14 protein-coding genes and 2 pseudogenes are annotated in these 14,315 nt (G+C 51.5%); 14 read left to right on the top strand and 2 right to left on the bottom strand.

Annotated features, from left to right (window positions below):
- Positions 1-170 precede the first annotated feature (170 nt).
- The 11 genes from NZD86_RS22975 (at position 171) to rlmH (ending at position 10,552) form a co-directional block, all read left to right on the top strand.
- Complete coding sequence (locus NZD86_RS22975) at positions 171-476, top strand: MazG-like family protein (RefSeq protein ID WP_268044414.1); 306 nt, start codon at positions 171-173, stop codon at positions 474-476.
- Between the two features lie 279 nt (positions 477-755).
- Positions 756-1,199 (top strand): 50S ribosomal protein L9, encoded by a 444-nt coding sequence (gene rplI, locus NZD86_RS22970; RefSeq protein ID WP_268044412.1) that lies wholly within the window; start codon positions 756-758, stop codon positions 1,197-1,199.
- A gap of 51 nt (positions 1,200-1,250) precedes the next feature.
- Entirely contained in the window at positions 1,251-2,630 is a 1,380-nt protein-coding gene (gene dnaB / locus NZD86_RS22965; protein WP_268044410.1) for a replicative DNA helicase, read from the top strand.
- 2 nt (positions 2,631-2,632) lie between these two features.
- Positions 2,633-3,091: a hypothetical protein gene (locus NZD86_RS22960; RefSeq protein WP_268044408.1), complete on the top strand. Its 459-nt coding sequence runs from the start codon at positions 2,633-2,635 to the stop codon at positions 3,089-3,091.
- 22 nt (positions 3,092-3,113) lie between these two features.
- On the top strand, positions 3,114-3,806 hold the full coding sequence (locus NZD86_RS22955; protein WP_268044406.1) for a response regulator: 693 nt from the start codon (positions 3,114-3,116) through the stop codon (positions 3,804-3,806).
- 1 nt (position 3,807) lies between these two features.
- Complete coding sequence (locus NZD86_RS22950) at positions 3,808-5,577, top strand: ATP-binding protein (protein WP_268044404.1); 1,770 nt, start codon at positions 3,808-3,810, stop codon at positions 5,575-5,577.
- The gene (yycH, locus tag NZD86_RS22945; protein WP_268044402.1) at positions 5,574-6,872 is read left to right on the top strand and encodes a two-component system activity regulator YycH; all 1,299 of its coding nucleotides are present in this window, start codon (positions 5,574-5,576) and stop codon (positions 6,870-6,872) included. The genes NZD86_RS22950 and yycH overlap by 4 nt, the downstream gene beginning before the upstream one ends.
- Positions 6,869-7,696, top strand: a complete 828-nt coding sequence (gene yycI, locus NZD86_RS22940) for a two-component system regulatory protein YycI (RefSeq protein ID WP_268044400.1) — start codon at positions 6,869-6,871, stop codon at positions 7,694-7,696. The genes yycH and yycI overlap by 4 nt, the downstream gene beginning before the upstream one ends.
- A gap of 12 nt (positions 7,697-7,708) precedes the next feature.
- Positions 7,709-8,518, top strand: coding sequence for an MBL fold metallo-hydrolase (locus NZD86_RS22935; RefSeq protein ID WP_268044398.1), 810 nt, complete (start codon positions 7,709-7,711; stop codon positions 8,516-8,518).
- Between the two features lie 232 nt (positions 8,519-8,750).
- Positions 8,751-10,022: a S1C family serine protease gene (locus NZD86_RS22930; protein ID WP_268044396.1), complete on the top strand. Its 1,272-nt coding sequence runs from the start codon at positions 8,751-8,753 to the stop codon at positions 10,020-10,022.
- A gap of 38 nt (positions 10,023-10,060) precedes the next feature.
- Positions 10,061-10,552 (top strand): 23S rRNA (pseudouridine(1915)-N(3))-methyltransferase RlmH, encoded by a 492-nt coding sequence (gene rlmH, locus NZD86_RS22925; protein ID WP_326492619.1) that lies wholly within the window; start codon positions 10,061-10,063, stop codon positions 10,550-10,552.
- 609 nt (positions 10,553-11,161) lie between these two features.
- On the opposite strand, the pseudogene NZD86_RS22920 reads toward rlmH, so the two are convergent.
- Both NZD86_RS22920 and NZD86_RS22915 read right to left on the bottom strand, forming a co-directional pair.
- Positions 11,162-12,205: pseudogene (locus NZD86_RS22920) on the bottom strand (recombinase family protein); the annotation flags it as partial.
- Between the two features lie 3 nt (positions 12,206-12,208).
- On the bottom strand, positions 12,209-12,898 hold the full coding sequence (locus NZD86_RS22915) for a helix-turn-helix transcriptional regulator (RefSeq protein WP_268044395.1): 690 nt from the start codon (positions 12,896-12,898) through the stop codon (positions 12,209-12,211).
- A gap of 112 nt (positions 12,899-13,010) precedes the next feature.
- Here NZD86_RS22915 and NZD86_RS22910 point away from each other — a divergent pair, with 112 nt between their 5' ends.
- The 3 genes and pseudogenes from NZD86_RS22910 to NZD86_RS24860 all read left to right on the top strand — a co-directional run.
- Positions 13,011-13,202, top strand: coding sequence for a hypothetical protein (locus tag NZD86_RS22910; protein ID WP_268044393.1), 192 nt, complete (start codon positions 13,011-13,013; stop codon positions 13,200-13,202).
- 206 nt (positions 13,203-13,408) lie between these two features.
- On the top strand, positions 13,409-14,071 hold the full coding sequence (locus NZD86_RS22905; RefSeq protein WP_268044391.1) for a reverse transcriptase domain-containing protein: 663 nt from the start codon (positions 13,409-13,411) through the stop codon (positions 14,069-14,071).
- Positions 13,993-14,211: pseudogene (locus tag NZD86_RS24860) on the top strand (reverse transcriptase domain-containing protein); the annotation flags it as partial. The gene NZD86_RS22905 and the pseudogene NZD86_RS24860, both read left to right, overlap by 79 nt.
- Between the last annotated feature and the right edge of the window lie 104 nt (positions 14,212-14,315).

Here is a 14,315-nt window from a genome sequence, read left to right as displayed (position 1 = left end):
TCAGCAAAAGCTGGAGTGCACTTTTTTTACTCCAAGGACATCTTTCAAGGCAGTGCGACACGCATCTCTTCGTCCGCCGATGTTTCAGACTAATGCAGGAATCCGTACATACATTGTGGAACTCCCATAGAAGGTTTCATGTTCGGAATCTTGGAGTAGGAGGGACACGCGTGGCCGACGTAGAATCTCACATTGATTTAACGCGCAAATTGCAGACCGTTGAGCATGATCGTATCGAATTGGTTCAGCAGGCGGTTGAAGTTTTGCGCAGCATCCAGTCGGGCAACGAGGGTGAATTGACAGAGGCGCTGTCCGGTGTCGTCGGTTTGGCCTACCTGTTGGGTGTGCAAATGGGTGTGCCTCCGCATCGGATCGACCACGGAATTGTGAATTCATTTAGGATCGCTGCTGAAGTGGATGACAAACGACATACTGATCTGACGGAGGTCATCCGCTACCTTTCTGATCGGTACTAGAGGTTTTCGGAGGCCGTTCCCCAACTTGAATCTTACCTGTACACCTTCCCCGTCGGGGGCAAGTCAGAACGATAGATTAAGCCACACGTATACCTCATGAGCTGATTCACATTCCTTTTGTCAAATGCCAAAGAACGGGCTGTTTGGTACGGAATAACCGATGTATGGGCACTTTTGCATTTGCTCTATTCCGTACGCGAGACTACCATAAAGATAAGAGGATGTAGATTTCGTTTATTGCCGTTATAAGCGGTTGTTCTATATAAGGGGGATATGTCGATGAAAGTTATCTTACTGAAAGATGTAAAAGGTCAAGGCAAGCAGGGTGAAGTCAAGGAAGTGAGCGAAGGTTACGCCCGTAATTTCCTCTTGCCTCGAAACTTGGCGGAAGAGGCAACGCCATCGGCACTGAACCGATTGAAACAGCAGAACGATAAACACGCCCGTTTGAAGGCTCAGGAACTTGAGGATGCGAAGGCACTCGCAGCTCAATTGAACGATAAAAAAATCGTCGTCAAGACACAGTCAGGTGAGGGTGGTAAACTGTTTGGCGCCATCACCACAAAGCACATCGCGGATGCAATGAAAGCCGAAGGCATCAGCGTAGACAAGCGAAAAATTCAATTACATGATCCCATTAAGTCACTCGGAGGACACCGTGTCCAAGTGAAGCTTCATCCAGAGGTTTCAGTCAATATTTCGGTCTATGTTGAAGCCGAGTAATCAAGTCGTTGGGAAGTCCCTTATCAGGCATCATCACGGAAGGCGATTATAATGGCAATTGAACAATCGGTATGGAAACCGAATCTCTCCGAGGGCACACTCCGTTTGCCTCCTCAGCAAGTGGAGGCAGAACAGGCCGTTCTCGGCGCGATGCTCATCTCTGAAGATGCGGTCAGTGAAGCGCTGGAGTTGCTCGAGACCGATGACTTTTATCGTGCTGCACATCAGTCTATTTATCGCTCAATGCGCGAAGTTTACGACGCCGGCCAACCGATTGATGTCGTAACCGTGGCAGCTGCACTGCGGACTCGCGACGATGCTTTGGAAGCCGTCGGCGGAGCCGAGTATCTGGCAGATTTGGCGGCTGCGATGCCGACGGCCTTACATGTGAGTCAGTACGCACAAATTGTCCGCGAGAAGGCGCTTTTGCGACGTATCATCTCTACCGCAACGAATATCGCGGAAGAGGGATATAGCCAAGAAATTCCGGCGGCTGATGTTCTGGCCGATGCAGAAAAGAAGATTCTCGAACTCGGACAATTTCAAAAGACCCGGGATTTTACACATATATCTGATGTTTTGGAAACGACGTTTGAGCGGATCGAGCAGTTGTACGCGAGTGAGGGGAACATCACCGGCGTCCCGACGGGGTACAGTGAGCTGGATCGGATGACGAGTGGTTTTCAAAAGTCCGATCTCATCATTGTCGCCGCTCGTCCTTCTGTTGGTAAAACGGCCTTTGCCCTCAACGTCGCACAAAATATCGCGGTGCGAGCCGGACTTCCGGTTGCGATTTTTTCGCTTGAAATGTCAAAGGACCAGCTGGTCCAACGTATGCTCTGTGCAGAAGCGTACATTGAAGGTCAAAAGCTTCGTACGGGTACCCTAGATGATTCCGATTGGCCAAAGCTTTCGATGGGTGTCAGTACACTCAGCAACTCTCCCATCTATATCGATGATTCTCCGGGTATCACGGTCCCAGAGATGCGGAGCAAACTTCGTCGGTTGAAGCTCGAGCATGGCCTTGGCTTCGTCTGTATCGACTACTTGCAGCTCATCCACGGTCGTCGATCATCTGGCGAAAACCGCCAACAGGAGATCTCGGAAATCTCCCGTTCGTTAAAACAACTGGCGCGTGAGTTGGAAGTGCCCATTGTCGCGTTGGCACAGCTCAGCCGATCCGTCGAGCAGCGTCAAGATAAGCGGCCAATGCTGTCCGACATTCGTGAATCGGGCTCCATTGAGCAGGACGCCGATATCGTCGCATTTCTCTATCGTGACGACTACTATGATCAAGAGTCGGAGCGGCAAAACATCATTGAGATTATCATTGCAAAACAGCGTAACGGCCCGGTGGGTAAAATTGATCTCGTATTTCTCAAGAACTACAACAAGTTTGTCAACCTGGAGAAAACACACCAAGAAGCATGAATATGGATGAGTCATTGGAGTTGCAGTCTGAGCAGCCGGTACGGGAGCTTACAAGAAAAGAATATCGACAGTTGTTGGATCGGAAACGCAAGCGCCGCATGCGCCGCCGTCGTGCACGGCTTCGGCGAATTCGAGTCTACAAGTCCATTCGCAGTCTTCAATTTTGGACACGTGTGGCTATGCTCCTCGTTGTGGGGTTGTGTATCGCTTTTTGGGCTCGGTTTGCGTTTGTCTATGACATTCCAAGCTACGCACGGGACCAACTGCCTGGACATGTGACGGCTTACGTCACCGTGAAACCATGGTGGTTTGGACCACCCGTCTTCGATCTAGGGCAATACGTCCCTATAGGCGGTGATTTTCCCGCACCCCAGGACCCGTATCAGTATTTGCTTCTCAAGCTCGGTCGGTACGGGGCTGTGTTGGAGCATCCTCAATTCGTGTGGACATCGAGATCGTAATGGATGAAAGGCAGGTGATTGTGTGCATCACATACTTGTCGTCGAGGATGAAGAGCCCATTGCCAACATCCTGAAATTCGCATTGGAACGTGCGGAGTACAAAGTGACATGCGCTTACGATGGTCACGAAGCCTTAACCATGTGGCGTGCACATGAACCGGACTTGATTCTGCTCGACGTCATGCTCCCTGGCATCGATGGCTTTGATGTTCTGCGCACAGTCCGATCCGCCTCTGTCGTCCCAGTTATCATGCTGACTGCCAAAGACGATGAAGTCGACAAGGTGCTCGGGCTGGAGCTCGGCGCTGACGACTATGTCACGAAGCCGTTCAGCACGCGTGAGTTACTCGCGCGTGTCAAGGCTAACCTGCGGCGGATCGATCTCGACGAAGGCGCGGATGATAGAAGGCGGGATAAGTATGTCATACGCGATCTCGTCATCGACTTAACGCAATATGAAGTGACCAAAGCGGGCACGCCTGTCACGTTGACGCATCGCGAGTTCCAATTGCTTGCTTTCCTTGCCGCTCGTCCTGGCCAGGTCTACACGCGTGAGCAACTGGTCACTGAGGTCTGGGGAATGGACTACGAGGGTGACGAGCGCGCGGTAGACGTGACCATTCGCCGCTTGCGCGAAAAACTGGAATCCGACCCCAGTCAACCCGAGTACGTCATGACCCGCCGCGGCGTCGGTTACTATGTGAGGGCTTTGTAGGATGGGGTGGCGGAGTCTTCGATTCAAGCTCGTGCTTGTCTACACACTGCTGATTGTCTTTGCAGTTGAGCTCATTGGAGCCTACTTTGTTCGTGCACTGACAACATCGCTCATTCACAATCAATCCGTCGCGGCAAAGAGCCAAGCTGAGCTCATGGCGACCCTAGTGGGGCCGCAGCTTGAAACGGACTCCAAACACATCACGAGTTCCATCACGTCCGTCGTGGAATCAGTCCCGCAGTTCCTCAGTGGCACCGTATACTTGCTGAACAGCGACGGTGACGTCACCTACTCGTCTGCCGGCGGTGCCCTGATTGGGCAGAAACGCACGGACACCGTCACAACGCAGGCGCTGATCCACCATGCGGATGCGGTTTCGGTTCGCTTCGATCCGTTTTCGAAACAACACGTTCTCGCCGTGGCCGTTCCTGTTCGGCAGCATCAGACCTTCTATGGCGTTCTGGAATATGTCCTTCCCATTCAATCGACGTACGATACCATCCGTCAAGTGACAACTCTGTTCTACACCGGCAGCGCCGTGGTGCTCGGTTTGACCATCATCCTCGGCGTCATCCTGTCCCGAGCGTTGACGAAACCAGTGCTTGACGTCACCCGCCAAGCGCGAATCATGGCAGCGGGGGACTTTTCCATGCGTGTTGAGGCGGAAAGCAACGACGAGATCGGCGATCTCGTCCAAGCCATCAATCACCTCGCCGACGAGTTGGATGAAGCACTGGAAAGAAACCATCTCGAGCAAGAACGCCTTCAGGCGATCATCACGTCAATGGGTGACGGTGTCATCGTATTGAACAAGTCTGGTGATGCCCTGTTTATGAATGACGCCGCCGGGCGTATGCTTCGCGCGGATGGGGAGATGGATGTCGATCCGGTGGCACAACTGGGCCTTCGGGACATGACGCGACAGGCGTTGGACGGCCATTGTACAGAAGTGCGTGTCGTGGATGACACCATCTATCACATCATCATGACGAGTATTGAGCGGCGAGACGAAACCGACGGGTTCGTCGCCGTCGTCCGCGACGTCACGGAGCAAGAGCACTTGAATCAAGCTCGGCGCGATTTTGTATCGAATGTCTCGCATGAGTTGCGGACACCGCTGACGAGCGTCAAATCGTATCTTGAGGCGCTGCGCGACCTGCATGACGACGAGGAGCAGACGAGGCAGACATTCCTCGGCGTCATTGAACAAGAGACGGATCGAATGGTTCGCCTCACGCGTGACTTGCTGCAGTTGTCTGGGTTGGACCGGGGGCAGTCGTACAGCGTCAATCAGACGATCTCTGTAGCCGAACTGCTCGATCAAGTCGAGCAGCGCTTCGCTTTTCAAGCGGGTCGTCAACAGCTGGCGCTCACGGTGGAAAAACTCCAAGACAAAACCGTGTTCATCCGAGGAAACAAGGATTTAGTCAATCGCATTCTCGACAATCTCGTCTCCAACGCCTTAAAATACACGCCACCAGGAGGTCATGTCTTCGTGGAAGCGGAGATCCTGCCAATGGAAGTGGCTATCACCGTGATCGACGACGGCGTAGGCATCCCGAAAGAGGATTTGCCACACGTCTTCGAACGCTTTTATCGAGTTGATAAGGGACGCAGCAGGCGACTCGGGGGTTCAGGGTTGGGCCTAGCTCTGGCCCGGGAGATCACAGAGCGGCTGGACGGAGACATTCACATCGACAGCGAGCCGGAAGTCGGGACTCGGGTAAGGGTCTCGTTAAAACGGGTTTGGGAGGTGGGTCACGAGTCATGAACCGCGTGATCCGCATCAGCAAAACCGTCTTGTTGGTATTGCTTGTCGGCGCGAGCATCGTCTTAAGCTACTTCCTTTGGTCAGACAACTTGCATGAAGGATCAGACATTGGTTTCGTGTCCCCGGCCCCTACGCCCACTGCGACGACGCCTTCTATCGAGAGTGCCGTTCGTCCCTACATGGTGACTGTGGGCACGTTGCAGGGATTGACCGTCCTGGGTCCTGGGTCAAATGGATATCAATATTGGACAAATGCGCTGACGAGTGCACATACATACGATCCCGTCACGTTGAAGGCCCTTCCCCCAAAAACGGAAATGAAAGTAACCTATGAGTTCGGCATTCAGTTAACACATCAACTTGCAGGCAAATGGGTCGCCAATTTGGGTACAGCCTTGAGTGCGTGGGAAGGACGGACAATTGTCCTGTATGCAGTTCCAGGAGATAAAGTCTGTCGTGTGGGACTCGTCGGATCGAACAATGTGATGACTGTGAAGACAGACCTCAATTTGTCGACGCTCATCAACAGGGCGTCACTCGACATCAAATCGGAGCCATACGACACCTGGGGTGTGCAAGATCAAGTGAGTTACGTGCCCCGCAATTTGATGATGATGCGGCAAACCGTTCAAATTCGACAGCCTGATGCACTTCCGCTCGTGCACTCTTTTTTCGTCAATCCGCAGGCTGTCACACGCATTCAGCAGGACAAAAACACATTCCTGTGGACGGACGGAAGCCGAGCCGTCCAGTGGAACCAGGGTAAGGAAGAACTGCGGTACGAAGACCCAAACGGATCGCAGCTGAACCTACACAACGATCCCTTTATAACAGCACTCGATTTCATCCACACACACGGCGGGGGTCCACAAAACGTTATCGGGTTTGACCAACTGAGCACGCTCACCATCGATCCGGACGTACCCGCCTACGTGTTCACACAGTTCGTCGATGGGTATCCAGTCTTGTCGACAGGTTCTGATTATGACGTGGACTTGCAGAACGGTCGCGTCATGGAGTACAACCGACCGATGTGGGTTCTGCAGCAACCGATTACCCAGACACCTGTATCGGTACTCGACAAAGCACAGTTGTTACGTCAGCTCAAAAAAGTCGATTCGAATCCGAATCCCACGGATCTACACGTGATCTTGGGTTATGCCATGGAACCGGTAGACACGCATACAGACCAAGCAACGCTTGAGCCTGTGTACTATGTGACAAACGATAGCGGATCGTCATGGGTGGTCAATGCGTCAGATGGAACGTTGATGTCGGGAAGTGATGCGTCGTGAATTGGGAGATCGCAAAAAACTGGCTGCTTGTGCTGTTTGTCGTCTTAGATGGGCTGCTGGGTTGGCAGTTGTATTCATCCCGACAGGTCATGAATGGATATGCTGAGTCGCAGGCTGATCTCCTTGCCAACACGAAAACCCTGTTGGCTGAGCACGGTCTGACTTTGACATCCGACGTGCCCACGAAGCAGCCGGATCTGGCGTCGTTTCAAGCACAGACGAAAACGCCGGTCCTGAAGGATCTGCAAACGGCCATATTTCCACGCGCCACAAAACCGCAAATCTCCAACTCCGTCGGGCAAGTTTCCACAGATGGGGGAGACATCACGCTTTTGTCGGACGCTAGTTGGCAGGTGACGTTTTCGAAGCCACAGACGCTTACATCCAAGCGCGATTCGCGATCCTTCGCATACCAAGGTGACTTATATGTAACGGATTCGGTGGACTCCACGACCAAGCGGGTCGTCTTCTTGCAAGCTTATAAGGACTATCCGATTTTTGACTCGCGTTTAATCACGAACCAGACGGGCAACAATCTTTTTTCCTATACGCAATCTGAGATCGACTCCATTCGCCCAACCAGCGACCCGAAGCCGGTTATTTCAGCCCTTGATGCGCTCGACAGTCTAGCAAACTCGGTGGACAAATCGGAGGGTCAGGCTGATAATAAGATTTTGATGGTCGATCTCGGCTTTGCCCGCAAAGTCCCACTGTATCAGACAGGTGTTCCGACGAACTACTGGTTTCCCGTCTGGCGCGTCGCCACGCAAGGCGGAACCTACTACGTCAATGCCTTTACAGGAGAAGTCGAGATAGCGCCTTAGGGGGAAGTTTACGTGCGGTTTAGTATTCTAGCGAGTGGAAGTAGCGGGAATTCAATTTACATAGAACACGGAGACACTCGTCTGCTTTTAGACGCTGGAATCAGCGGCAAACAGTTGCGCATGCGCCTGGACGCTGCATGTGGACGTGATTTGGCCGATTTGACGGCGGTTCTCGTCACACATGAACACGACGATCACGTTCGCGGCCTCGCACAAGTATACAAGCATGCCCCAAGCCCCGTGTACATGACGGAAGGCACGCATGCTTCGTTAAGCGATAAACAGAAGCCGGAATTGGCGGATCGAACGTTGCAAATTGTCCAGGAAGATGTATCATTTGACATTGGAACCATTCGCGTAACACCGTTTGCCATCTCACATGATGCGGAACAGCCGGTCGCGTATCGATTCGACACGGATGACGCCAGTCTTGCGGTCATCACGGATCTCGGTTATGTCACGGATCATCAAAAGTCATTGCTCCAGAACTGCGACGCATACGTATTTGAAAGCAACCACGACGTCGACATGCTTCGTGTCGGCCGCTATCCCTGGCACTTGAAACGACGCATTTTGGGGGATAAGGGTCACCTATCGAATACAGATGCCGCTTACGCATTGATCGATATCCTGCCGGATGCGCCAGTTGATGTATATCTTGCCCATTTGAGCGAAGAAAACAACCAACCGGACCTGGCGGACCTAACTGTTCGGCAGATTTTAGACGATGCCCGGCCAACCATTGCACCCGAAATTCGCCTCAAACGCACCAGTCGGCACGAGCCCACGAAATTTGTCGATTTAATTCGACAACCGGTATGAACTGACCCTCATTCGTTTAAACTACGCCTGCGATACATCACAAATTCTGTACGTCCCAATACCAAATTAACATTTAATCCGACTTGAAAAACGGAGTCGGAAATTGTAATTCTTTCCGAAGTTTGGGCGAACGAATTGTGAAAATCCGTGTCTCGTACTTGAGCATGCAAACTTGACGCACTCATAATAAAGACAGTGAGTTGCACAGGATGAGACAGGAGGGCGATGACGAATGGGATTCTATAAAGGTCGAAAAGAGAGACATGCCGGTCCCTCAAATTCAGTCAAGTGGGTTGCCGTGGTCGTTCTATCAGCCTTAGTCGGCTCTGGCGCAACAATTGCCGCCGAGTCTGGGCTGACGCAACACGGATCGCTACCTGCAGTGGCAGCGTCAACTGGCGGAACGACGAACCCTGGGGACGTCAGCAATGTCAGTGTGAACGTAAGTGATGGCGTAACAAAGGCCGTACAACGAGTTGAACCCGCGGTCGTCGGTATCGAAAACTACACGCAGGTGTCAAACTACTTCTCCCAGCAGTCGAAGTTGGAGCCAACAGGCGTTGGAACGGGTGTCATGTTCTACAAGGACAATAAGAACGCCTATCTGGTGACGAACAACCACGTAGTGGAGGGTGCAGCGAAAGTTGACATCGTGCTGAAATCCGGCAAGCACGTCGACGCGACGGTTGTGGGTACGGATCCATTTACGGACCTTGCTGTTGTGAAGGTCCCTGTGAACTCCTTCAAGGGAGTCGATCCGATCACCTTCGCCAACTCAGACAACATCCAACCTGGTGAACCAGCAATCGCTATCGGTACGCCGATGGGTCTGGACTTTGCGGACACGGTGACGAGCGGGATTGTCAGTGCGAAGTCGCGCGTGATGCCGGTCCAGGATGAACAGAGCCAGCAGACGTTAGATTACCAGACCGTCATCCAAACCGATGCCGCCATTAACCCAGGAAACAGTGGCGGGCCACTGGTGAACATCAACGGGGATGTCATTGGCATCAACAGCAGTAAGATTGTCGCACCGAATTTCGAGGGAATGGGCTTTGCCATTCCGGCCAACGAAGTCCAAACGGTTGCAAAACAGTTGATGACGACAGGTCACGCACAGCACCCGGCACTTGGCATTCAGGCGTACTCGCTGTCGTCCTTGCCGCAGCAAATGTGGCCGAACGTACCGGTTGATTACGGGGTATGGATCAAAGCTGTCACGTCCAACGAGACGAAACAAGGTGGCCTGCAGGCCAATGATGTCATTGTCGGCCTGAATGGAAAGACCATCAAGACCATCGCAGATTTGCGGACGTATTTGTTCCAGACCAAGCCAGGTGATACGGTTACGTTGAAGATTTATCGCGGTCAGAAGGCTATGACGCTAAAGGTTAAAGTCGGCTCGATGGACACGCAACTGACAACAGCCCAACCGCAAAACCAAAGTAACAGTGGAGGCAGTGGGGACCCGCTCAACCCGTTTGGCGGTGGGTTGTTTCAATAAGTCATTCGCACCACTTAGGTTCTGATAAAATCCAGGACGTGAATGTATCTGTGCATGTTGAAATCATTGCTGTAGGAAAACTGAAAGAACGATATTGGACTGAGGCGCTTCGCGAATACGAGAAGCGCCTTTCGGCGTATGTGGATTTAACGATGCATGAAGTCCCAGATGAACCAGCGCCGGAAACGTTGTCGGATGCAGAACGGCTTCAGGTTCTCCAGCGTGAGGCCGACAAAATCGACAAACTGCTGAAACCCCGTGACGGCATCGTTCTACTCGATATCCAAGGCAAAGCCCTGTCATCGGAAGCCTGGAGCGAGTCGTATGAGATGCTCCTCGGGGAAGGATTTGGGCGACTGGTGTTTGTTATCGGCGGATCGAATGGCGTACATCCAGACTTGCGAAAGCGGGCACACCTTCGCTGGAGCTTCGGACCTTTGACGCTGCCGCATCAGTTGGCACGCGTGGTGCTGTTGGAGCAGCTGTACCGGGGGATTCGGATTATGCGGGGGGAACCGTACCATAAATAAGGGTAAAACATTCAACGCACGACACACTTCCTCTTGGCTGATACGTCGGTATTCCATTGCATGTCTCGACAGTCTATGGAGGGTATCCTCAAAACCTGGGAATGCCTGTTTTCCCATTTCGTATGTGTACTGCAAAGCATCACGGGTGAAATCAAACTGATACACGATCTTTTCAACCCTGCGAGGGGGGAGCTTGGAAATCGTTATTTCTTTGATGATAAGGCGAAGAAGTAACTTCTTTTGTTCAGGATCTGCCGACAGAATAGTCGTATTCAACTGCGAGATGAGATGAGACACTGACTCATAATCGACAGGTGTAGTATCTGACGCTTGCAGGGCGATATCCAGATCGGCAAGCTGTGCCTCCAGCAGGCGCTTTTCTTGTTCGAGTTGTTCAAGCTTCGATTTCGCCACATCCTTCAATACCGGGTTATCAAGCATTTCATCGAGCAGGATGTTCATTTTACGTTCGATCTCATTTACCTTTTTCTGCGTAACCTTAACCTGTTTCAGAACGGGTTGAGTTGACAGCTTTCTCTGCTGATTGATCCGGGAGACGATTTGGTGCAACACGGCAGGGTGACCAACCAGGTTCGATATTTGTTCCATTACTTCTTTCTCAGCTTTGTCAGCTCGGATTGTGTTTGCGCTACATATCAGCCTTCCTTTGTTGTGATTTTGGCCACAGACGTAGATGCGGTACTTGGCCCCATTTCTGCCGGTTGTCTTGCCAGCTACCATTCCATGACCGCATACTGGGCACTTGAGAATCCCGGTCAAGAAATAAGGTTTGTCGGAGGTGGAAGGCCTGTACGAGCGTTTCTTGCGGGCCAACTGTACTCTCTCCCAAAGTTCAGTGGAGATAATAGGTTGATGTTCACCATCAACAAGAACAAAGTCCGCATTCTTGCCCTTACGACGTTTGTCGTTCCAATTCTCCACTTGATTAAATCGGATCTTGCCGACGTAAAGTGGATTGCCCAAAATGTCGTGGATTGAGCCGATGGAAAACGACTTTCCTTTTTTGGTTTTATATCCTTTGGCGTTTAGGCGTGAAGTGATTGCTTTGTATCCCAGTCCTTGATCGGCGAGTTGAAAAATCTCCTTAACAACCATTGCCTCGTCTTCAACGACAACCAGCTTACCGTCAACGCTTGCATAGCCCAGGCACACTCCGCCATTCCATTTGCCCTGGCGGGCACGTTGGGTCATCCCCATCTTCACTCTGTCCACTATCGTGTTGCGCTCAAATTCGGCAATAGCGCCGATCATCTGGAGTTGTAGCCGCCCAACGCTATTCGTTGTGTCTATATTCTCCTTGAGAATGATCAACTGTGCATTGTGTTGCTCCAGTGTTTTCACGATCCGAAGAAGATCATCCAAACTACGCGCGATTCTATCGATCTTGTACACCAGTAGATATTGAAACTTGTTCTCCCGCACGTCTTCGAGCAATCGTTTCATCTCTGGCCGTTTGTCAATACTCTTACCGCTGACGCCTTCGTCCACGTATTCATCAATGACATCGATTTGCCGAAAGGTTGCCATATTGCGGAGCTCAGCCAATTGGGCCTGAATACTAAAACCGTGAAGGGCTTGTTCCTCAGTGCTAACACGTGCATAGATGGCGCCACGTTTCTCATCGTATGTCATACCTTATTCCCCCTCAGACCTGTTGCTACGATGGGTCCTGTTTTTCTCAATGAACCCCGAAATGAGTCCGACGAACTCCTTGGCATCTCCTATGGGGAAGGCCATAGGATATGCCAGTAGACCGTCAAATAGCTGCTTCGCGGCAGCATATGGATCCACACTTGTGTCAAGCCCGGATGTTGACTGAAGGAGAGAAAGTTCTAGGTAAAGCCGAGCGATGAATTGTACGAAAAACTCAGCGGTTGTCTCTTGCTCGGTTTCCTTACGAAGAACAATGCGTATATTCTGCTTGCCAAGCAGTTGATAGACACAAATGCCTACACGGAATGAGGCCTCATTAGGCGTCTTTTCTGTAGCCCGTAGCTTCGGCAATGGATCCGAATCATCTGAACCAATTGCAAACAGGATTTGTGAAGGCTCTTGATAGTACTCGTCAGAAAAACATTCGACAGGAACGCCGAAAGCACGACTAAGAGATACCATCACCTTAAAGGATGGGCTTGAGGTTTCACCTCTTTCAATGGCGGTGATTGCCTGAGAGGTTACACCAATCTTCCGTCCCAACCCAGTAGTTGTGTAATTGGTCTTCCCGTACATGCTTTGCATTTGCTCACGGATATAACGTACCCTCTCACCGAGTGTCATTCTCGATAGTCGCACATACTCCGACTCTGTAATCAATCGTCTGGGCATCTTGAATCTCCTTTTGGTTGAACTCTTTACACGCATTATAGGAGCGTCTAGTATGAATAACAAGCAAAACTATTTTTACAAACATACTTGAATATGAGGGGTGACAAGTTGTATGATGACCCAGGAACACAAGCAACGGTATCACAAGGCCCGGGCAACCATCGGAATGTTCATCGCTAGTGCGAGTAATACCTTTGAGCAGGAAGTAGCCAAGAATCACTTCCTGGACGCTCTGGCCGAAGTGATATCACAAACCCTACGAGACGATGCAGCGAACGGTAGGGACGTCAGTAGGTCCGCCTAATAGATCTCAAAAGGGCACCGAAATAATTGATAGAGGGGGGTGATTACCAACCAACAGGTAGTCGAACAGTCCAATGTGGGAGACCACAGACCTGCGTGTCGAATGGACGGCCGGAAGGTGTTGCGAGCGATATCACTCGCCGGCATAGCAGGTCAGACACGTAAGTGTCACATGTTCAGTCGATCTGAACCGAAGGAGTAGCGGTGTTGATTGTACGACACGAACCAAGATTTATCGAGCAAATTGCTACCAAGGACAATCTGTTGAAAGCATGGGGACATGTGCGAAACGGGCGGAAAAGAGGAAGCCCGGATTTGCGAGCCATGAAGGAGATCGAAGATCGCAAGAATGGATCGGGCGAATTCGTTACCTCAATCCGAGATCAACTCCTCGATGGTACCTACACGCCTGAACCAGTCCGGCGACAGCAAATCGAGAAGGCGCCGGGCGAGTATAGGAATCTTGGAATACCAACCATTCGGGATCGCGTGGCACAGTACGCAGTTGCCCATGTCATCGAGCCAAGCCTCGAGAAGACGTTCAGCAACGATTCGTTCGGTTTCCGACCGCACCGAACCGCGCACGATGCGTTAGCAGTTCTGGAGCAGGAGATTCAGGCCGGGAATGGCTACATCGTAGAGGTTGACCTAACGTTATACTTCGACACGATACCACATAACCGCCTATTGGAGCTTCTGTATACCGAACTCAGAGATGAATCCATTGTCGAGCTGATTAGCCGCTGGTTGAGCGCTGGAGTCATGGTGGAAGGGGAACTAGAGCCTTCGCTATGTGGAGCGCCTCAGGCGGACCATTGTCTCCGCTGTTATCGAACGTGTATCTCAACCAATTGGATCAATATTGGCTGAGATATGGACGACAGGTCGGAAGACTGAGCAGATACGCCGATGATTTTGTGATCGTCTGTGCAAACGCCGGAAGAGCCAACACCTCACAACAAATGGCCACCGCATTTGTGGAGTCATTAGACCTAAAGGTCAATCATGACAAATCCCATTGCGTAGCCTTGGGAACACAAAGAGGTGAGTTCGACTTCCTAGGATTCCACCATTATGGTGAAGTCGATAAGGGGCGAGGCTTAAGGGTGGTACG

Origin of the sequence: Alicyclobacillus dauci (assembly GCF_026651605.1) — a bacterium.
Classification (GTDB): Bacteria; Bacillota; Bacilli; order Alicyclobacillales; family Alicyclobacillaceae; genus Alicyclobacillus; species Alicyclobacillus dauci.
This window is presented reverse-complemented; position numbering and strand designations above follow the sequence as displayed.